The organism is Tychonema sp. LEGE 06208, from assembly GCF_015207505.1.
Taxonomy (GTDB): Bacteria; Cyanobacteriota; Cyanobacteriia; order Cyanobacteriales; family Microcoleaceae; genus Microcoleus.
In genome coordinates, this window is the sequence record NZ_JADEWT010000004.1 from 1 (window position 1) to 20,766 (window position 20,766).

At 46.0% G+C, this 20,766-nt stretch carries 19 protein-coding genes; 9 read left to right on the forward strand and 10 right to left on the reverse strand.

Annotated features, from left to right (window positions below; all coding sequences use genetic code 11):
* The first annotated feature begins 165 nt into the window (after positions 1-165).
* The 4 genes from IQ263_RS01720 to IQ263_RS28120 all read left to right on the forward strand — a co-directional run bounded on the left by IQ263_RS01720 (position 166) and on the right by IQ263_RS28120 (position 2,952).
* Positions 166-879, forward strand: coding sequence for an urease accessory protein UreF (locus IQ263_RS01720; protein WP_194065895.1), 714 nt, complete (start codon positions 166-168; stop codon positions 877-879).
* A gap of 574 nt (positions 880-1,453) precedes the next feature.
* Entirely contained in the window at positions 1,454-2,050 is a 597-nt protein-coding gene (gene ureG, locus IQ263_RS01725) for an urease accessory protein UreG (RefSeq protein ID WP_194065896.1), read from the forward strand.
* Positions 2,051-2,105: 55 nt separating this feature from the next.
* Entirely contained in the window at positions 2,106-2,555 is a 450-nt protein-coding gene (locus tag IQ263_RS01730; RefSeq protein WP_194065897.1) for a Panacea domain-containing protein, read from the forward strand.
* Positions 2,556-2,808: 253 nt separating this feature from the next.
* Positions 2,809-2,952: a hypothetical protein gene (locus IQ263_RS28120; protein ID WP_228049719.1), complete on the forward strand. Its 144-nt coding sequence runs from the start codon at positions 2,809-2,811 to the stop codon at positions 2,950-2,952.
* Positions 2,953-2,991: 39 nt separating this feature from the next.
* Here IQ263_RS28120 and murG read toward each other — a convergent pair whose 3' ends face one another.
* Entirely contained in the window at positions 2,992-4,083 is a 1,092-nt protein-coding gene (gene murG / locus IQ263_RS01740; protein ID WP_370588920.1) for an undecaprenyldiphospho-muramoylpentapeptide beta-N-acetylglucosaminyltransferase, read from the reverse strand.
* A gap of 185 nt (positions 4,084-4,268) precedes the next feature.
* Between murG and IQ263_RS01750 the strand changes: the two genes are divergently transcribed.
* Together IQ263_RS01750 and IQ263_RS01755 are read left to right on the forward strand one after the other, a co-directional pair.
* Positions 4,269-5,216 (forward strand): nuclear transport factor 2 family protein, encoded by a 948-nt coding sequence (locus IQ263_RS01750; RefSeq protein WP_194065899.1) that lies wholly within the window; start codon positions 4,269-4,271, stop codon positions 5,214-5,216.
* Positions 5,217-5,666: 450 nt separating this feature from the next.
* Positions 5,667-6,455, forward strand: a complete 789-nt coding sequence (locus IQ263_RS01755; RefSeq protein WP_194065900.1) for an SDR family oxidoreductase — start codon at positions 5,667-5,669, stop codon at positions 6,453-6,455.
* A gap of 604 nt (positions 6,456-7,059) precedes the next feature.
* Here IQ263_RS01755 and IQ263_RS01760 read toward each other — a convergent pair.
* From IQ263_RS01760 to IQ263_RS01775, 4 genes are all read right to left on the reverse strand, one after another.
* Positions 7,060-7,467: a helix-turn-helix domain-containing protein gene (locus IQ263_RS01760; protein WP_194065901.1), complete on the reverse strand. Its 408-nt coding sequence runs from the start codon at positions 7,465-7,467 to the stop codon at positions 7,060-7,062.
* Positions 7,442-7,699: a type II toxin-antitoxin system HigB family toxin gene (locus IQ263_RS01765; protein WP_255515787.1), complete on the reverse strand. Its 258-nt coding sequence runs from the start codon at positions 7,697-7,699 to the stop codon at positions 7,442-7,444. Before IQ263_RS01765 ends, IQ263_RS01760 begins: the two co-directional genes overlap by 26 nt.
* Before the next feature lie 968 nt (positions 7,700-8,667).
* Entirely contained in the window at positions 8,668-8,889 is a 222-nt protein-coding gene (locus IQ263_RS01770) for a hypothetical protein (protein WP_194065902.1), read from the reverse strand.
* On the reverse strand, positions 8,886-10,655 hold the full coding sequence (locus IQ263_RS01775) for a S8 family peptidase (protein WP_194065977.1): 1,770 nt from the start codon (positions 10,653-10,655) through the stop codon (positions 8,886-8,888). Before IQ263_RS01775 ends, IQ263_RS01770 begins: the two co-directional genes overlap by 4 nt.
* A gap of 255 nt (positions 10,656-10,910) precedes the next feature.
* Between IQ263_RS01775 and IQ263_RS01780 the strand changes: the two genes are divergently transcribed.
* Together IQ263_RS01780 and IQ263_RS01785 are read left to right on the forward strand one after the other, a co-directional pair.
* Positions 10,911-11,327 (forward strand): hypothetical protein, encoded by a 417-nt coding sequence (locus tag IQ263_RS01780; protein WP_194065903.1) that lies wholly within the window; start codon positions 10,911-10,913, stop codon positions 11,325-11,327.
* A gap of 495 nt (positions 11,328-11,822) precedes the next feature.
* A complete protein-coding gene (locus IQ263_RS01785; RefSeq protein ID WP_194065904.1) occupies positions 11,823-13,529 on the forward strand; it encodes a pentapeptide repeat-containing protein in 1,707 nt (568 codons plus the stop codon).
* Between the two features lie 215 nt (positions 13,530-13,744).
* On the opposite strand, the gene IQ263_RS01790 is transcribed toward IQ263_RS01785, so the two are convergent.
* The 4 genes from IQ263_RS01790 to IQ263_RS01805 form a co-directional block, all read right to left on the reverse strand.
* Positions 13,745-15,871 carry a HEAT repeat domain-containing protein gene (locus IQ263_RS01790; RefSeq protein WP_228049720.1) on the reverse strand — a complete coding sequence of 709 codons (2,127 nt, stop codon included), beginning with the start codon at positions 15,869-15,871 and terminating at the stop codon, positions 13,745-13,747.
* 219 nt (positions 15,872-16,090) lie between these two features.
* On the reverse strand, positions 16,091-16,297 hold the full coding sequence (locus tag IQ263_RS28125) for a Rieske (2Fe-2S) protein (protein ID WP_228049721.1): 207 nt from the start codon (positions 16,295-16,297) through the stop codon (positions 16,091-16,093).
* 66 nt (positions 16,298-16,363) lie between these two features.
* Entirely contained in the window at positions 16,364-17,152 is a 789-nt protein-coding gene (locus IQ263_RS01800) for an ABC transporter permease (RefSeq protein WP_194065905.1), read from the reverse strand.
* 248 nt (positions 17,153-17,400) lie between these two features.
* Positions 17,401-18,381 carry an ABC transporter ATP-binding protein gene (locus tag IQ263_RS01805; RefSeq protein WP_194065906.1) on the reverse strand — a complete coding sequence of 327 codons (981 nt, stop codon included), beginning with the start codon at positions 18,379-18,381 and terminating at the stop codon, positions 17,401-17,403.
* Positions 18,382-18,496: 115 nt separating this feature from the next.
* Here IQ263_RS01805 and IQ263_RS01810 point away from each other — a divergent pair, with 115 nt between their 5' ends.
* Complete coding sequence (locus IQ263_RS01810) at positions 18,497-19,306, forward strand: calcium-binding protein (RefSeq protein ID WP_194065907.1); 810 nt, start codon at positions 18,497-18,499, stop codon at positions 19,304-19,306.
* A gap of 41 nt (positions 19,307-19,347) precedes the next feature.
* On the opposite strand, the gene IQ263_RS01815 is transcribed toward IQ263_RS01810, so the two are convergent.
* A complete protein-coding gene (locus tag IQ263_RS01815; RefSeq protein ID WP_228049722.1) occupies positions 19,348-20,382 on the reverse strand; it encodes an NAD(P)-dependent alcohol dehydrogenase in 1,035 nt (344 codons plus the stop codon).
* Positions 20,383-20,766 lie beyond the last annotated feature (384 nt).

The following is a 20,766-nucleotide window of genomic DNA, read 5'->3' on the forward strand; positions in this document are numbered from 1 at the left end:
GGGGAATGGGGAATGGGCCAAACAGGGCATCGGCCAAACAGGGCATCGGGCATCGGGCATTGCAAACAACAACCAACAAATAACAAATAACAAATAACAAATAACAACAGTCAACAGTCAACAGTCAACAGTCAACAGTCAACAGTCAACAGTCAACAGTCAACAGTGAACAATCAACTTTTATGTTTGTTGCAGTTAGCTTTTGCGCCTGTGGGAGCTTATAGTTATTCTGAGGGAATCGAAAGTCTGGTAGAAACCGGTGCGATCGACAGCGAGATTAGTTTGAGGAATTGGTTGGAAAATTCGCTGCAATTCGGGGCGGTGCGAGTAGAAGCTGCTGTGGCGATACGGGCTTTGAGGGCGGCAAAAATTGGGGATTTGAGGGCTTTGAATTACTGGAATGCTTGGGCGACTGCTGCTAAGGAAAGTGAAGAGTTGCGCTTGCAAAGTTGGCAGATGGGACGGACTTTGACGCGGTTGTTGCTGGATTTGCGTGAAGCGAAGCTATCCCGCAGGGAATCGCCCGTTGTTTCTGATTTAACAACTATTGTCAAAGATTTGGTGGAATCTGGCGGCAATCCGTGCAATTTTGCGATCGGCTTTGGCATTGCCGCCGCCAACTGGCAGATAGAAGAGGAAGCCGCCGTGTTAGGATATTTGTACAGTTGGGCTGCAAATTTGGCGAGTGCGGGCGTGAAACTGATTCCTTTGGGTCAAACTGCAGGCCAGCAGTTGCTGTTAGATTTACAGTTTCAAATTAACTCTACGGCGCGAGAAGTTTTACAATTAGAAGACGATGATCTTGCTAGTTGTAGTTGGGGATTGGGACTGGCTAGCATGGCCCATGAAATTCAGTACACTCGATTGTTTCGGAGTTGAAAATTGGAAGTCATTAGTCATCAGTCATTAGTCATTAGTCATCAGTCATTAGTCATTAGTCATTAGTCATTAGTCATCAGTCATTAGTCATTAGTCATTAGTCATCAGTCATTAGTCATCAGTCATCAGTCATTAGTCATTAGTCATTAGTCATTAGTCATCAGTCATTAGTCATTAGTCATCAGTCATTAGTCATTAGTCATTAGTCATTAGTCATTAGTCATTAGTCATTAGTCATTAGTCATTAGTCATCAGTCATTAGTCATTAGTCATTAGTCATCAGTCATGTTTTGCTGTCGCCTCGGAGCTTTCCGTACAACGTCATCAGGAAGAAGGAAGTTCGGCAACGAGCAATGTACGGGATGTAACGGATGTAACGGATGTAACGGATGTAAGTCCGTCGGAAGAAGGAAGAGGGAAGAATGTTTGAACTTTCGACTTCCCATCCCCGATGCCCTGTTTGGCCGATGCCCTGTTTGGCCAATGCCCTGTTTGGCCGATGCCCAATGCCCTGTTTGGCCGATGCCCAATGCCCTGTTTGGCCCATGCCCAATGCCCAATTACCAAAATAATTATGAGTGCTTTTCGTGTAGGAATTGCTGGCCCGGTTGGTTCGGGGAAAACTGCTTTGCTTGATGCTTTGTGTAAGGCGCTGCGACTGCAGTACCAGATTGCTGTGGTGACTAATGATATCTATACTCAGGAAGATGCACAGTTTTTGGTTCGGAGTCAAGCTTTGGAGAGCGATCGCATTTTGGGCGTAGAAACGGGAGGCTGTCCCCACACAGCCATCCGCGAAGATGCTTCGATCAACTTGGTAGCTATAGAAGAGTTAGAACACAAATTTACTGATTTAGATTTAGTCTTTGTCGAAAGCGGCGGCGACAATTTGGCGGCGACTTTTAGCCCGGAGTTGGTAGATTTGACAATTTATGTAATTGATGTGGCTGCGGGCGATAAAATTCCGCGCAAGGGCGGGCCGGGAATTACTAAATCGGATTTATTAGTGATTAATAAGATAGACCTCGCGCCTTTTGTGGGTGCAGATTTGGGGGTGATGGAACGGGATGCTAAAAAGATGCGCGGGGAGAAACCTTTTGTTTTTACTAACTTGAAGACTCAGGATGGCTTAGCGTCGGTGGTTGATTTTGTGAAGCTGAATGTCGCCTAGGGCGATCGCATCTAGTATTATGGAAATAAGCCGTTTAATGATAACCAAGTAAGTTATGCTGAGTTGTGATGATACAGCCAAATACTTTTTGGCTCAGGTAAGTGAAGATGCTGGCGATCTGATATCTAATCTCAAACTTCAGAAATTGCTTTACTATGCTCAAGGCTTTCGTTTAGCTTTGTACGACGAACTGCTATTTCCTGAAGCGATAGAAGCATGGACTCACGGCCCGGTTGTTCCTGATTTATACCGTCACTATAAAAAGTATGGTGCTGGTGCAATTCCATGTCCTGAAGATATAGACTTTTCGATTTATGACGAAACAACTAAGAGCCTGCTTGATGAAGTTTACTCAGTGTTTGGGCAGTTTGCTGCATGGAAGTTACGCAACATGACGCAAGAAGAATATCCCTGGAAACTTGCAGCTCAAAATAGCGGTACAATTACTCATCAATCGCTTCAGGAATACTTCAAGACTCAACTCAATTGTCAAGAAGCAGTTTAAGGCAAATCAGGGCCAAGAAACAAGAACCAAGATTTCAGCTAGGGAAACTGTTGATTTAGGGCCCCAGCAGCAGTCGCCTTTATTTTCTTTGCGATACATGAATAAAGATTACTTTCTTTCTCAGTGTACAAAAGATGAAAAGGCAGCTTTTGCAGATACTCTCTACAAGTTAAGTCAGCTTACCTGAAGCCAGATTAATGCTTCTGGCCGTCACGGCTCTGGCTATGAGAAGATTGCTAAAAGTTCCATGAGAGTGGCTATTCCTAGCCATCTTCAGGATGATGTAAATTTTATTGCTTTTCGGTTTGGCGGGATGGCTCCGATGGTTGGTTATCGAGATGGGGCTGTGCTTTATATTATTTGGCTGGATAGAGACTTTACGCTTTACCCTGATTAAAAAATATCTTGTTAAATTAGTAGCGATGTCAAATTTTTACTACCGACTCAACAATTCTCTGACCAAATTTGCCAAACGTTCCGTACTGTCTGTCACCGCTAAGTGAGCAGCAGCTTGAGACATTTTGGCCAAATATTCGGAATCTTTTAATAAATACAACACTTTGCTTTGCAATACTTCTGCTGTGAGTTCGCTTTGACGGAATACTGCGGCGGCTCCTGATGCGGCAAATACTTCGGCGTTAAATCTTTGGTGGTCGTCAGCGGCGTAAGGAAAAGGAATTAAAATAGAAGGTACTCCGGTAACAGCTAATTCTGTCAGAGCACTAGCGCCCGATCGACTAATTGCTATATTTGCTCGCTGCAACAAACTCGCCATATTGTCGTAAAATGGCATTGACAAATATTGCTCGTGCTTCAAACTCTCAGCATCCGGGTCATTATTTCCGGTGAGGTGAACTACCCAAGCACCTGCATCAAACCAAGCCGGTGCACACTCGCGCACTAATTGATTGACTGCGACAGCACCTTGAGAGCCGCCCATGACTAAAATTACAGGTACGCTGTCAGGAATTGGTAACTTTAGAGGTTGCGGCGTGAGGAATTGCGATCGCACCGGTGTACCAGCAACCACGGTTTTCGCGCGGGGTAAATGTTTGGCTGCTGCTGCAAATCCGATCGCCACAGCAGTGCAAAAAGGACTAAACCACCGCGTCACCTTTCCGGGAATTGCGTTAGATTCGTGGAGAATCACCGGCAAACCCAAAGAGCGAGCCGCCAAAATTGTCGGTGCTGCGATGTAACCGCCGGTAGTAAACACTCCCTGAAAATTTCCTTCTTTAAGCAACTTTCGCACCTTAAGGATCGAGCCGAGCAGTCCGCCCAAAATACGCGCTGTACCGAGTCCAAATCGCTGCTGAAAGCCTTCGACGGCGATCGTGTGGAGGGGGTAAAGCGATGAAACTAACTGCGTTTCCATGCGGTCTGGGACTCCCAGCCATTCGATGTGACAGTCGGTCAACTCGGCGGCGGTGGCGATCGCTGGAAATAAATGTCCTCCGGTACCGCTAGCTGCAACCAACAACCGCAGGGGGGCTTTTGTCAAGGTATTTGTCTCTTTTACAAGTTCCACAGGTCGATCGATTTTAGATTAGAGGTTTTAGATTATTATGCTTATTATTCCGGCAGTTTCAGCCAATTTTCAATCAGCCATCTAAAATTAGATTGTGCCATGTCCCTCCTTCCGTTGTCAGTTTTCGTTGCAGGCGAACAATTGCCCGTGCCGCGACCCCTGACAAATAACCAAAGTATCATCTAATGCGTAATTTGTTGAATTTAGTGCCAAGTGTATCTCAGTATTTTTGCAGCCGTCGGGACGAAAAAGCCGATCCTCTTCGTTGGCGCAGCCCCCGTAGGGGCGGGCTGCGCCAACGCCCGATCGTTTTTGGCTTTAACTGCGGGCTGTCGATCGCTCAAATGTTGTTATGTTTAACAGCGGTAAGTGCTGGCGTGCTGCATCCAACTGCTGTAGGGGCGATCGCGCCGATGGGGGCTACTCCCAGGGCGATCGTCCAAACCCCAGCCAATGCGCCCGCCCCCCTCACCAAACTGCTAACAGAAATTGACGCAGCAGCCAACCGACGCGATGTCAAAGCAGTCATGGCATTTTACAGCGCAAATTTCACCCATTCTGACGGCTTAAACAGCCGCATCATGGAAAAAGCCCTCACCCAACTCTGGGATCGATATCCGAGTTTAAATTACCGCACCGATCTCAAATCTTGGAAAACCGAAGGTAGCGCCATTATCGCCGAAACCGTAACTACAATTACCGGCACTCAGAAAAAAGATGGCCTCGACTTAAATCTCAAAGCTACCATCCGTTCTCAGCAGCGTTTTGAAGGTGAAAAAATAGTTAAGCAAGAGATTTTAGCAGAACAAACTGAGCTGACTTCTGGTAAAAATCCTCCCACAATTCAAGTGAGTTGGCCCGAACAAGTGAAAGTGGGGGAAGAGTACCATTTTGATGCCATTGTTCGAGAACCAATCGGCGACGATATTTTAATAGGAACTGTTTTGGATGAACCGATTACCGAAAAAACATTGTTTAATCCGTCAGAAATCGACTTGGAGTTGCTGAATTCTGGGGGTATTTTTAAAGTAGGGAAAGCCCCGGCCACGCCAGAGAATCGCTGGATATCAGCAGTTTTGATGAGACAAGGCGGAATTGCAACGGTTAGCGTGCGGTTGCGGGTTGTCAAGTAATAAAAATAGGTGTTATGGGAATTGTTGAGTGTTGATTGTTGACTGTTGACTGTTGGCTGTTGACAGTTAGCAGTTGACAGTTGGCTGTGAATATTAATGTTATTAGTTATTAGTAGCCCCAAGTGAGTAACTAAGCTGTCACGCATTTAAATTGTATGTTCAGGGCGGGCGGTACACCCACAAGATTTAGATGTTTTTTGACATTCAATTTAACTGTCGCAACAGCTTAATAACAAATAACCAACAACGAATAACCAATAAACAACAACGAATAACCAATAACAAATAACCAATAACCAATAACCAATAACAAATAACCAATAACCAACAACGAATAACGAATAACAAATAACCAATAACCAATAACAAATAACCAATAACCAACAACGAATAACGAATAACAAATAACCAATAACCAATAACCAATAACCAATAACCAATAACCAAAAAATGATTTCTATCCAAAATCAAATTGTTTTCATTACGGGTGCGAGTAGCGGTATCGGAGCGGCTTGTGCCCAGATATTTGCCAAAGGTGGAGCTAAACTAATTTTAGCAGCCCGCCGCGTTGAAAAGCTCGATCGACTGGCAAAGGAACTTGTAGAAACAAAATCCGTCCCGTCGATGAACGAGATTTACTTGCTAGAATTGGACGTGCGCGATCGCCCGCAAGTCGAATCGGCGATCGCTGCGCTTCCCGATGCGTGGAAAAACATCGATATTCTGATTAACAATGCCGGATTGAGCCGCGGTTTAGACAAACTGCACGAAGGCAACTTTCAAGATTGGGAAGAAATGATTGATACCAATGTGAAAGGCTTGCTTTACATGACTCGCTACATCGTACCGGGAATGGTCAGCCGAGGCGGCGGCCACGTAGTCAATATCGGCTCAATAGCAGGCCGCCAAGCTTACCCGAAAGGTAGTGTTTATTGTGCTTCCAAAGCAGCGGTGAGAGCGATTTCTGATGGGTTGAAACAAGACCTTTTGGGAACAGCGGTGCGAGTGACGGAAATAGAACCCGGTTTGGTGGAAACAGAATTTAGCAATGTCCGGTTTCACGGCGATGCAGAAAAAGCGAAGAATGTCTATCAAGGACTGACACCTTTGACGGCGGATGATGTAGCCGATGTAGTATATTTTTGCGCCACGCGATCGCCCCACGTCAATATTAGCGAAGTCTTGCTAGTTCCGACAGACCAAGCTAGTGCAACTCTGGTTCACCGCAAAGAAATTTGAGTTTTTAGTGGCGACTGTCCGGATTGCGATGAAATTCCCAGGAAAGTGGATTGGTAGATGCACCCTGATTAATTAACTCCCGACCAATTTTGGCCGGGTTTTTTTTGGCAAAAGTTAGGGATAACGACAGGTAGCGACAGTTTGATGGCTGAGTCATCGGGGCCGAGAAACCCGGTTTCTAGGAGTTTTGGACTCTGTGACAAGAAATGTTGAAAGAAACCGGGTTTCTGAAATCATCAATTTTCCGCAATTGTCCTGAAAAAGGTGCTGTCGGGTGGGAGATTAGATTAGTAGATGCACCCTGATTAATTAACTCCCGACCAATTTTGGTTTGGGTTTTTTTTTTGCGGTATCCAAGCTGAGCCGCCAATTTTCGCAAATTCTGCCAAATTGTCCTGAAAGAGGTGCTGTGTTAGCGGAGATTAGATTAGTAGATGCACCCTGATTAATTAACTCCCGACCAATGAAGGCCGGGTTTTTTTTGCGATCGCACTTTTTACCACAAATCAGCACTAAATCAACGCCTGTCAGGGTCAATCTGCCTGTATCGCGGTTAAAAGTCAGATTTTCCCTGAAAAAGGTGCTGTGAGGCTAGAGAAAAGTTTTAGTCCACAAAAGCAGATGGCGAGATGTGAAATAACTCTCCGAGTTTTTTTAATTGACTGACAGTTAGTTCTCTCTTGCTCATCATAACTTCGTTAAAAATCTCTTCACTCTCAAAGATTTCTAACAATTTTTCTGGCGAAACGTTATCTTCATTTATTAATGTTTTCACCAGGGCAATTCCTTTCAAGGTAGGCCAAATTTCGTGTTCTTCTTCATAGTCATAGACCAGTGTACCCAACACTTTTAAATAATCCCGATCGTCGGAGGTGATACTCGATCGATCGAGAATTTCATTGATGCGAGTTTGCGTGGCGATTAATTCATCATCATTAGCGATCGGGCGCGGTGGAAAGGTGGTGATGAGTTCCATATAGTAGTTGCTAGGAGTTTTTAAACCAACTGTCATTTTTCCAATTCTCCTTGTTATATTCGGCATGAGTTAGTAGGCGACGGATGAAAATTAGCTGATATTCATAATCGATAAAGGTAATGAGTCGGTAGTTGTTGCCACTGATATTAAAAATTGTAAAATTTCCTACGATATCGGCACGCGAGAAAAACTTGGCGGACTTCTGCGAGGTTTTTCCATGCTGCCTCGGACGTTCGCTGATACCATTGTAATAAATTGGGTTCGGCATTGGGGTGTTTTTCCCAAAAGTCTCTCAGGGTTCTTTTGCTGATAACTCGCATAAATTTAAAAAAAACATCAGGTATCAATTCATCAAAATAAACTCATTGAGTATATTTTAAACTGTTTTATAAACCATCGCTGTAAAAACGATAACTAGATTAGTAGATGCACCCTGATTAATTAACTCCCGACCAATTTTGGTTTGGTTTTTTTTTGCGTATCCAAGCTGAGCCGCGAATTTTCGCAAATTCTGCCAAATTATCCTGAAAGAGGTGCGGTGTTACCGGAGATTAGATTAGTAGATGCACCCTGATTAATTAACCCCCGACCAATTTTGGCCGGGTTTTTTTTGGCAAAAATTAGGGATAACGACAGGTAGCGACAGTTTTATGGCTGAGTCATCGGGGCCGAGAAACCCGGTTTCTAGGAGTTTTGGACTCTGTGACGAGAAATGTTGAAAGAAACCGGGTTTCTGAAATCATCAATTTTCCGAAATTGTCCCGAAAGAGGTACGGTGCTACCGGAGACTAGATTAGTAGATGCACCCTGATTAATTAACTCCCGACCAATTTTGGCCGGGTTTTTTTTGTGTTAAGGCTGATGCTGAACAAATTTGAGGTGAGTTTCCGGATTGTGGTGGAATTCCCAGGAAGCTTAATTGGTAGATGCACCCTGATTAATTAACTCCCGACCAATTTTGGCCGGGGTTTTTTTGGCAAAAATTAGCTATAACGACAGCTAGCGACAGTTTTAGGGCTGACGTATGGGCCGAGAAACCCGGTTTCTAGGAGTTTTGGGCTTTGTGACAAGAAATGTTGAAAGAAACCGGGTTTCTGAAATCATCAATTTTATGAAATTGTCCTGAAAGAGGTGCGGTGTTACCGGAGACTAGATTAGTAGATGCACCCTGATTAATAAACCCCAGCCAATGAAGGCCGGGGTTTTTTTGTTTGAAAGCTGGATTAGTCGATCGAGCTACAAGACTTCAAAAGACTGCACCTCAAGCACCGGGCCGATCATCGCAAAAGTCATGATATCCTTGCGGACTATACCTTTGACACTAACTTTCAAACCATCTTTTTTCAAGTCAGAAGGAGCATCCTTAAGTTCATAAGTTTCTCCATTTTCGCCAACCAAAGCCCAGGTACCAGGGCCTAATCCTTGGCGTTCAATTTTGCCTTTGACAGTAATACTCATGCTGACTGCGCCTCTGTTTTAAGTGCTAAATGTGCCAATCCAAAACACAACAAAGCATTGACAATCAAGAATGTTTGTGCTACTAAACCAGTTCCCAATCCCCAAACTGCAGGAGAGATTACAGCATTCACTGCTAAACAGCTAGCAAAGCCGATCGAAGTGGCGATCGCAATCCACTTCCACTGTTGATGTCCCAACAGCAAAACAATCAAAATCCCCGGAATCAAAACACTAGCAAACAAAGGATTCAGCATACTGCTGCCATTAATTGCACCGCCGAGTTCGGGAATAGAACTGCCCATGATTCTCATCGGCCACTGCGGCAAGTCAAATACAAACAAGTTGCGGAGGAAAAAGAACCCAGAACTTCCAGCCATCAAGCCGCCGGAAAAGCCCCAAGTCCACTGGAACGGAAAATAATTCCGCATAATGAAAGCCAGCAGGTAAGAACCGAGCACCATTGCAATTTTCGGCAACAGGGCGACTGCACCGCCGTCTATCCAGAAGCGGGGGCTGAGATAGCCGTTGTCGCGCAGCCAGCGGAAGAAGTCGCGGAAGTTGATTTGTCCGCGCTGGGCTAGCTGAACTGCTGCGCCTGCGTCTAGGTGTCCCGAACCAAAATGGTTTAAGGGGTCTTCTGTGACATTTCGCGACGACTGCAAGAGTATGCTGCGAATTTGGTCTGGTTCTGTGACACCGGAGGCTTTGATCAGGGCTGCAACGCCGGCAACGTGAGGTGCAGCCATGCTGGTACCTTGGTAGCCTTCAAAGATTTCGGCACCGGTTTCTGGGTCGATGGTACTTTGGAGAATTTTGCCTAGTTCAGAACCGCCGGGGGCTGAAATGTCAACACCCGCGCCGAAATTGGAATAATCAGCTTTTTCTTCGTTGGGGCCGAGGGCGGAAACGCCGATGACGTGGGGATAGCGGGCGGGATAGGATGCCGAACTGTCGCCGGAGTTGCCGGCGGCGGCGATGATGACAACGCCTTTAGAGTGGGCGTAGTCGATGGCTTCTTCCATTAATTGACTTTCGCCGCCGCCGCCTAAACTCATGTTGATGACATCTGCGCCGTTGTCTGCTGCAAATTTAATTGCTTCAGCAATGTCGGAAACTGTACCGCCGCCGCTGCCGCTTAATACTTTCAGCGGCATTAAAGCTGCTTCGTAAGCGATGCCTGCAACGCCGTAGTTGTTGTTAGTTGATTGGGCGACAGTACCTGCGACGTGAGTGCCGTGGCCGTTGTCATCGTAGGCTTCGGCGCGATCGTTTACAAAGTCGTAGCCCGGTACAAATTTGGTTTCTTTTAAGTCGGCGACGGGAGTAATGCCGGTATCAATTACCGCTACTGTTGTGCCGCTGCCTTTTGTTTCGTTCCAAGCCGATTCTACGTTGATGCTGCGGAGATTCCACTGCTTGACATACATTGGGTCGTTGGGAATCTCGTAAGCGCTGTAAATGTAGTTCGGTTCAATGTATTCGGTATCTTTAGCCAACTTTGATTTTCTCAGGGCGTTTAGCAAAGTGCGATCGCCCTTGACAACATACACATTATCCTCTTTAGAAAACTCACTGTTGAGTTGCGGTGTGACTTTGTACTGCTGGGCGAGTTCTTCTACTCGTTTTGCAATATCAGGATTACCGATATCTTCGCGGAAATCCAGCACAATCGAGTCGTAGGTGCCTTGAGTAGCAAGTCCTGGGAAATTAGAAATTGCCCAGCCAAGCCCGATTAAAAATAAGCACAGAAAGAAAATTTTTTTCATTGCCGATCGTCCGTTGAGGGAAGGCTTGTTCACCACAATAACCGAATTTTCATCGCGATCGCCAGTTTTCTTGGTTGTGGCTGCGGTCAAACTCGCGGGCGGGCTTTTGGTATATGGTGGCGGTGGCTACCCGCGCGATCGCAAATGGGTGTAATTTCTAGTTTAAATTGCCAAGCAAGTTTGAGTAGTTCAATAAATTGTATCATTAAAGCAGATGGCAAAGAAAACCGGGAGTATTTTTCACAAGGATATTGCATGGAAAGAGGTTTAATGTGGTTGCCGCTGCTAGCAATTTTTATTGCTCTGGCTTGGGCTGGATGGAACGAGTATCAAAAGTTAGAAGCCTATCGCGTCTGGGCGGAACAATTCGCCAAGGCCAAGTACGATATTTATGCTGTACTGGGTCAGCAAGAAGACTGTTTGACTTGGGGGAAACCTACTCGCAGCGGGCCTGTGAATTTGCAAACTTTTTCTTTAAAAGATGTGCAGTCGCTCAGGTTGTTAGTTAACGGCGCTGTGGTAGATTTAGAGTCGCCACCGAATTCGGGAAGTGCGATCGCCCTAGAGTTTTTGTTGAAAGATGCTGCGGCCGTGCAGGTTCCTTTTACAGAAGTTCCTCTAGCAACTAAATGGGCCAAGTATTTGCAGGGAGAATTGCAGCGATTCCTCTAAAAATATCCTATTAGCACAAATTACGAATCACATAAATTCCGTGGTTCTAGCAAAATCAAAATGATTTGTCGTGAGGACTTGAGTCCGCAAACAATCAAAGGAATAAATTCTTAATTACTAACTTAAAAATGGTTCGTAGTGAGGAATGTATTCGGGAGCATCTCAGTTTGGCATTTGAGCGTGCGAGCGTCCCCGAAGAGCGAGTATAATAGACGAGTCGCGAGTATAATAAGGGAGCGGGGAGTATAATAGGCGAGGGTGGACGCTCGCACTACCATAAAAAAATGCTTTTTGCCAAACTGAGATGCTCCCATATATTCTGCAATAAAATAGAAAAATAAATTCCCAAATGGCAACCTAAAAATAATTTGTAATGAGGAATGTCTTCCGCAATAAATTAGAGGAATAAATTCCTCGCTGCCAACGGGATAACAGTTATTTTACAAGACTAGAGATAGTTGTTTCATTCCTATTCCCCTTCCCCTTCCCCTCCGAATGCAAGTACAAGAATTTTTGCTGCGCTACCAAGAAGGAGAGCGCAACTTTGCTCACATTGACCTCAGCGGTGCTAGTTTAAGCGGTGTCAACCTGCGAGAAATAAACCTCACAGGTGCTAACTTGACCGGTGCTAATTTGAGCTGGTCTTGTTTGAGCAATGCTAAGTTAATTGGAGCTTGTTTGCGCCGCGCGGATCTCCGCAATGCAGTGATGTCCGGGGCAAATTTGAGCGGGGCAAATTTGAGCGGGGCAAATGTTGCGAAAGCGGATTTGCGCTTTGCTTGTTTGGAAGCTGCAGAACTCAATTGGACGGTGCTTTCTGAAGCGGATTTGGGCGGTGCTAATCTTCAAAAAGTTAAATCTGACCAAATTAATTTGGAGAAAGCTAAACTCGACGGCGCGCAGTTGATGGGGGCGAAGTTGATGGAGGCGAATCTCAACTGCGCCAGTCTTGTTGGTGCTAATTTAACGGATGCTAATTTGCGGGAAGCGCATTTGGTGGAAGCAAATTTGCGATCGGCAATTTTGAGCGGTGTAAATTTGATTGAAGCTGATTTAAATGGTGCTCAAATGCGATCGGCAAATCTGGCGGGCGCTGACTTGCACCGAGCTGTGCTGGCGGGGGCGGATTTGACGGAGGCTGTACTCGATAATGCTGATTTGAGTCGGGCTAATTTGGCGGGTGCTTATTTGTTGAAAGCGAGTTTTAAGAAGGCACTTTTGCTGCGAGCTAACTTGCAAGGAGTGTATTTGCTGCGGGCGGATTTGAGCGAGGCTAATTTGCGCGGTGCTGATTTGCGGAAAGCTGATTTGAGTGGCGCTTATTTGATGGATGCGATGTTAGGTGAGGCGGATTTAAGAGAAGCTTGTTTGATTGAGTGTCGTTTGATTCGGACGAGTTTGGAGGGGGCGCAGCTTACGGGTTGCTGCATTCAAAATTGGCAGGTTCAAGATGTGGATCTGTCAAAAGTTGACTGCGGGTATGTTTTTACTCAGTTTGATTATGCTGCGAAAGTTGCGGCAAATCGCTTTCCGGCGGCTCGCGATTTTGAGTCTGGGGAATTGGGGCGGCAGAATCAAGAGGAAAGTTCTATTGTGGAGGTCTATTTTGCTGATTTTCCTAATTGGGAGGCTTTGGTGTTTACGGTGCGTCGGGTGGAGTTGGAGAGTTGGCAACTTCAGTTGAATGTTCAATTTTTTGAGTCTGCTGGAGAACAAAATTTACTGCGGCTGAGCGCTAACCGTTTGGTGAATGGCAAGATTTTGGGCGATCGCATTTTGGCGCTTTATCCAGATATGTTGGAAAAGGTTTTAGCCAAGCGGGCAGAAATTTGGGGTTTGCTAGATTTGGCTGTTGCGAGTAACAGTGTGGAGCCGCAGGAGCCAAGTCACAACGAAGTGTTGGTCAGAAAACAGGAAATCTACCAGCGAATGGTGCGTCAAATTTCGTTTATTTTGATGTCTCAAACGCCGGATAAATTCTCTGAAAGTGTACAGCGGCTGTTGGATTATTTGAAGCAGCAAGGTATTCCGACTATTCAGATTCAGAGGAAAGTCATTAGTCAGGCGATCGTGCAGCGGGCCAAGCAAGACCCTGGTTTTCGGGAACAGTTGATTTTGTGGGAAAAAACGGCGCCCGCCAACGTTCGCGGCTCGATGATGGGGGAAGCGGTGCGGGGTGCGATCGGGCTTTTGTCGGAATGATATCGTTTCCCCTTGCATCGTCAGGTGATTTAACCTTATTAGTACGCAGAGTACACAGAGTCCGAGAATATATATCTGAATCATTCCGATGCTACCGGATTTGATATGAATTGAGTTTTTGGTGGAACCATAACCCGCGCTCCGGGGCAAAAATTAACATAAATCGCGCGGAAAAATCAACATAAATCGCCGCAATTTATGTCCCAGCTAACCACTTACCAGTCTTGGCTCCTGAGTCGGCGGCCCGCTAAGGCTCGCACTTGCTCGTCGGCGTCGGAAACGGCCAGCGATCGCACCAGAGGCAAAGTTTCCGCATTTTCGGGATAATGTTCGATAATTGCTTCGAGTGCTGTAAATCTGGGATTGTAAGCAAAAGAACCTGTTCTATCGTAGGAGTCAGTCAGAGCTCTCTGGCGCAAAAACTCAAACATTCCAGGCTCGTCTTTCCACCCCCGCATTAACTCTACCAGAGCGATCGCCCGCACCTGAGAATCTTCATCCTGCGCTGCCCGAATTTTCAGCCACTCAAAAGTTTGAGACTCATTTGTCCGCCCGCGAGCTAACTTTTGCAAAGCGATTTGCCTAACCGCCGGACTCTCATCGCCCTCTGCTTTAACCTCCAGCATCCTCCAAGTTTCAGCACCCGAAGGCCAGTTGCGAGCGAGTTCCTGCACCGCCACTTCCCGCACCTCCTCCTCGCCAGAATCAAGCTGAATTTTCAACCACAGCAAGGTTTCCGGCTCTTCGGGCCATTTCCGCGCTATTTCTCGCACCAGCACGCTCAGCAGGTGAGCGTCTCCCTCCGACTCCGCGAGTTTTTTGAGAAAAAGCAAAGTCTCGTCGCGGTGTCCCCAGCCCCTTGCTATCTGTTCCACCGCAGTTTCTCGGACGTTGAGGTGTCTGTCTGACTCGGCGAGATTTTTCAACCACTCAAAGACTTCGAGACTGGCTGACGGTAAGGTGGCTGCGGCTGCTACTACTACTTGGCGCACAGTCCAATAATCCTCTGAGGCCGCTATTTTTTGCAACAGGGGCAATGTCTCCGGGCTGTCGGGCCATCCTGCGGCAATCTGTTGCAGGGCTATTTCGCGCAGTTCGGCGTCGCGATCGCCCGCAGCTATATTTTGCAAAAAAGGCAGAGTTGCGGGGTTAGACGGCCAGCCAGAGGCAATTCCTTGGACTGCTGCCTGCCGGACGGTGGAACTCTGGTCGGACTCGGCGATACTTTTGAGCAGCGGGTAAATCTCTGGTTGGGCCCGCCAGCGCGAAGCTAATTCTTCGATCGCTGCTGTCCGCACTTGTTCGCTGCTGTCGGATACGGCTAGGGTTTTCAGCAGCAGGCCAACTTCTGCCACGGCCTGCCAGCCCGCTGCCAACTCCCGCACAGCTAATGTTCGCAGGGTAGAAGTTCCTGTCTCGGTCAAGTTTTTGAGCAGGGAGAAAGTACCTAAAACGCTGTGCCAACCTCTGGCTATTTCTTGCCACGCTGCGACTCGCACTCCCAAATTTTCGTCGGATTCGGCGGCGGTTCTCAGCAGCAGTAAGGTATCTGTTCGATCGCGCCAACGACGGGCCAACAGTTCCAGCGCGCAGGTGCGGACGGTCGGACTGCGATCGAACTGAGCCAGGGCGGTCACCACTTGCAAGGTATCCTTTTTATCGGGCCAACCCGCGACCATTTCTGCGATCGCAGCCGATCGCACTGCCCAACTTGTATCGAATTTAGCGAGTTTTTTGAGCATCAGGTAAATTTCTGGCTCGTCAGACCAACTGCGGGCTATGGCTTTGACTGCTGTGGCCCGGACTTCGCCGCTGTCGCTGGAGTGTGCGAGTATTTTCAGCCAGGGCAGGGTTTGGGGGTCGTTTTTCCAGGTTTGGGCGATCGTTGCGATCGAGCGATCGCGAATTTGATAAGTTTCCTGCAATTCTTGAGCGTTTTGATAAAGAATCAGGAAAGCCGTACCGTATTGTGATAGCTTTTTTAAAGCATTTAACAGTTTTTTTTCGGTGTTTTTATTGATGCCATTTTTAACTTTTAACAGGCAGCCCGCTGCTAAAAACAAATTAATAAATTTTTCCGGTTGACCGTTTTGATCCGTCAAACATTCTATCAGTTCGCTCGCTGTTTCTCTATCTAATTTAGCTGCAATTTCTGTGAAGACATCCTGCAAAGATTCGTCCCGCCAGTGCTGCTCGAAAACTTGTGTTTTGAGTTGAGTCCAAGTCAGTTGACCAGTTTTGAGTTGTGCGTCGATTAACTCTGCAACTGTCTGGGGATTATTTTCGCAAACAAGTTTTTTTAACAACATACCAATATCTTGTCCCCTAGAGTTTGTTTGCATTTAAAAAAGACTCGGCGGTTGACATCAGGTTTATACAGGCTTGAACCATAAAAGAGTGGCTTGAAGAAAGGGCGATTAAAATTACCTTATTTTCTTTACACCGCAAAGGTGTTCGCCCTCGATGGCCCAAGCAAACGCAAGTTTGACGCTGGCGGGGTTTCAACCTTCCTCTGCTCCGTATTGTAGTATGCAGCCGATCGACTCTATTTTATACCACAATTATTTACCAGCGTCGCGCCTCAATGCAAAAGCCGCCAGCACCCACAGAAATATTGGGTTTTGGCGGAGGGTGATCGAACAATTCAGGCGGTAATTGCTCAAAGCATTAACTTCATCACCGTTTCCGACTCGCAAAATCCCCACTTGTTTTGCAGCAACCAAAGCACAAACACCTGTATTCGGGGCGATCGTTGGAGGCGATCGCACACCTACCCAAAACCATCGATATCTTACTGGGACGCACTCTACAATTTTTTAAATTTTAATGATTATTTAAGCTCCCATGCTGGAATACTGCTTTAAACCCTGCCGCCACAGCCAGCGATTCCACACAAAAAACACCGCACTCCAACCCAACATTACCAGTAAACCGCGGCCTACATCTACGGGCAATCCTATCAAGATTGCAGCGGGAAAATGAATTAAATAAGGAAACGGTGTCCACAAAACTACTTCGCGCACGGCTGGGGGAAACACTTCTAGCGGCGCGACAAGTCCCGATAAAAACAGGTACATTAAAAACCAGAATTGTTCGATCGCACTTGCCCTCTCGATCCAAAAAGCAAACAGCGCAAAGGTATACTGAATCAGGAACCGCAAACAAAAAGCGAAAACGAGAACCAACAAAAACAGCAAAAATCTGCCCAAACTCGGCAGCCAAAAAGACTGCGGGTAAAGTGCAAAAAATAGCAGCACTAATCCTAATACAAACGGTAGCCTCGCAAACCTTTCGGAAACGTGAGATGCGAAGTGATGCCATACGGGATCTAGAGGCTGCAACAATCTATTAGATAACTTACCTTCCACGACTTCTTTTTCAAACTCCCAAATCACCCAAACCACATTAGTTTGTCTGACTATGAAAGCTGCTAAAAAGTAACGGGCAAAGTCGATCTGCTTCAGCGCAAATTCACCACTTTCGGCCGCTTGCATCCACACACCCATCAAGATAAACGGCAAAGCTCCCGACAGCGCCCACAAAAACAATTCCTCCCGGTATTCGAGCATATAAGCGTAGTAGGTGACGAGCAAAGTTTTAGCAATTTTAATGTTTTTTTTCATATTCATTTTCACTGAAAGAATACTGAATTTAACTCAAGGAAAGAAGAAATAGGTAGAGATTCTTAATGTGCGCTACCAGGCAGATTCTGGTAACGAGACACGAGCAGGGTAAAAAGGCTGGTAATAATAAATCACGATCTCCCGAAATCCCCTTTCTTAAAAGATAATTTGATGCTTTCTTGACCCCTTAACAAAGAAAATGTTTGACGGTTGTTTGCTCCCTTTGTCAAGGGAGATAGGAGTAAGATCTACACTTTACCCGTGCGAAAAACTCGACCGATTACCTCTTCAATTGGCGGATCGGTAACACTCAAATCGATAACTTCTAATTCTGCTAAAATCTTCGACACGCTTACCGTCAGTTCCTCCCTTTTTACCAAAAACCGCACGGAATTACCTTCAATTGATTCTACCTCGCCGTAACCAAAAGCGCTATCTTTGGCCAAGGGTTCGGCTAATTTTACTTGAACTTCCCGATAAGGTGCAAACCTGTCGAGCAATCCGTCCAAACTGCCATCATAAACTAATTGCCCTTCATGGATTAACAAAACGCGCTTGCACAAAGCAGTAATATCAGCCATGTAGTGACTTGTCAAAAGTACCGTTGCTTGATAGCGCTCGTTATATTCCCGGAGAAATTGCCTGACGCTAAACTGTGCGTTGATATCCAAACCTAAAGTCGGTTCATCTAAAAATAATACCTCCGGCTGGTGCAGCAAGGCAGCCATGAATTCTGCTTTCATGCGTTCGCCCAAAGATAGCTTTCGCACTGCTTGATTTAACTTGCCTTCTAGTGACAGCATTTCTGTCAATTCTCCGACTCGCCGCCGATAATCTGCATCGGAAATTCCATAGACAGCGGCGTTGATTCGCAGAGAATCGAGCACTGGTAAATCCCAAATTAACTGTTGTTTCTGCCCCATCACTAAGGTAATTTTTTGCAGAAAATCTGCTTGGCGGCGGAAGGGAGTGCGATCGCACACTGTCACTGTACCATCAGAGGGATAAATTAAACCAGTCAGCATTTTCAGCGTCGTAGTTTTGCCCGCACCGTTAGCGCCGAGAAACCCCACCACTTCTCCGGGTTCAATACTGAAAGAAACGCCGTCAACTGCTTTGATATTGCGGTAAGTGCGGTTAAAAAAGTGCTGGACTGTTCCCTTAAGTCCCGGTTGTTTAATCGCTACTGGATAAACTTTGCTCAAGTCTTCTACAAAGATAATTGACATCGGCTTTAATTTTAACTTTAATTTTAACTTTTATTTTAATCTGCGATTTTGCGATCGGCTGTGCCAAGATGGAAATAATTGTCAGATATCCATTAATCGCAAAAAATTTACAACTATGGTACTCACTCCCGATCGTTCACGCATCTCTCGTTTGGTAGGAGACAATTCTCCTGAAAATATTACACTTGTACCGGGACAACTTGCTAGTTTTTCTGGGGGAGTTTGGATGCTGGGCGGCAATGATACTGTCACGGGTTCATCGGATGCAGAACGGATTTTCGGCAACGATGGTAAGGACAGTCTGTCAGGCGGGCCCGGCAATGATTCTATTTACGGCGGCAAAGGTGATGACGATATTTTGGGAAAAAGTGGGAATGATGTTTTGACAGGGGATAGAAATAGCGATTTTATTGATGGCGGTGTGGGAAATGATTTGCTGCGCGGCGGTCAAGGTGTTGATTTGTTAGTTGGCGGTGATGGTAACGATACTTTAATTGGCGACAGAGATGTGGATATTTACAAAGGAGGTGCGGGGAGAGATGTTTTTGTTTTTCGAGTCGATCAAGCGGGAATGGGAGTAGGGGGAATAGAAGTTCCTGATGCAGTAATTGTGGACTTTGATAAGTCGAATGATTCTATCGGACTTAGTGTGGATTTTAGCACTACTCTTGTCTTCTTGGAACAGACAAGTTATAGCTTGGACGATCCGAGACTGCTGCTGCTAAATCCTGGAACTATAACGGGGGGAATGAGTTTGTTAGCCAAGGGCGGTATCTCGCAGGAAAGTCTCGATCCAGACGGCAACGGGCGCGTGGAAGCTACTAATATTAGATTTGGTTCTAATCAGGCTTTGTTGGGTACTGTGCTGAATGTAACGCCTGCTGATTTAACCGGCCGTTTGATTAATGCTAGTTCTCTGCTGTAATTTGTAGGTCTGGGGTGCGAATTACGCACCTTACTAAGGATCTAACTTACTGTCAAAACTGCGCGATAGCGCACTTTATTGTCGCGGACTTTCTGGATTGCTTCATTCGCTTGTGCGATCGCAAAAACTTCGACAATCGGCTCAATTCCAAACTTCTCTGAAACTGACAGCATTTCATGAATCATAGCGCGACCGCCGATCGGAGAAGCCGTAATTCGGCGGCGCTTCGCCAGCAGCGAAAATAACGGAATACTCAAAGGTGCGTCGGGAACTCCCACAAAAGCCAGGGCACCGTCAGAATCGAGAAAATCAATGTAGGGAACCCAATCCAAAGCAGCAGGAACAGTGCTCAACAAAATATCTAATTTACTGCTAGGCGGTTGAGGAACTTCGCCTTTTCCTACTACAATAGCTTCGTCCGCCCCCATTTTATGGGCAAATTCTGCCTTATCTTGGGAAGTAGTAAAAACTGTAACGCGGTTGCCTAATTTTTTAGCAAATTGCACGGCCAGATGTCCCAAACCGCCGATGCCGAGAATGCCGATTTCTTGCCCAGAACTCATTCCCGCGTTTCGCAAACCGGCGTAAACAGTAGTTCCGCCACACAGCAACGGCCCGGCTACTTTGGAATCGATGCCTTTGGGAATAGGAAAAGCAAAGCGGGAATCTACCATTAAATAATCGGCTAAACCGCCGGGCCCTGTAACAATTAATCCCTGGTTTTCATCGCAGAGATTTTCGTTACCGCGCAAGCAGTCGCGACAATGCAAGCAAGACGACCTTTGCCAGCCGACACCAACGCGATCGCCTACTTTTAAATGAGTCACTTGCGACCCTATTTCTGCCACTTCTCCGATAACTTCGTGACCGGGAACCAGGGGATATTTTGATTGACCCCAATCGTTGTCAATCATGTGCAAATCCGAGTGACAGATGCCACAAATTAACACTTTTATTAGACATTCGTGCACCTTGGGCGCTGCGACATCAAATTTGTATTCTTCAAGCAACCCGCCTGCTTTTTTTGCTGCTAATGCTGTGATTTGCATGGTGATATTTTCTGGTTTTTTTGTCATTATAATAGTATTTGGTCTGGTTGAACCGTCTATTTTTTGAGAAATTTAAATTTAATAACTCAAACTATCTGCCACACTCCTCTCTCCCGAAGCAGAGAGGTCAACAGAGGCTTTTTTTCGCCCCTGAAGCGCGATCGGGTTCTGCCTGCTGACAAGCACTAATAACGTTCGTGGGGGACAGCACTAATAATTAATATAGCCTTTCTCAAAAAGGTACAGGCCTAGATTGAAGGATTGAAGGATTGAAAGATTGCGCGATCGCTCATCGAAAGTGAAAACTGCTATGACTAATGACCAATGACGAATGACTAACCTTCGACTTCGCTCTTCGGCTAAAATAACTAATAACTAATAACTAATAACTAATAACTAATAACTAATAAC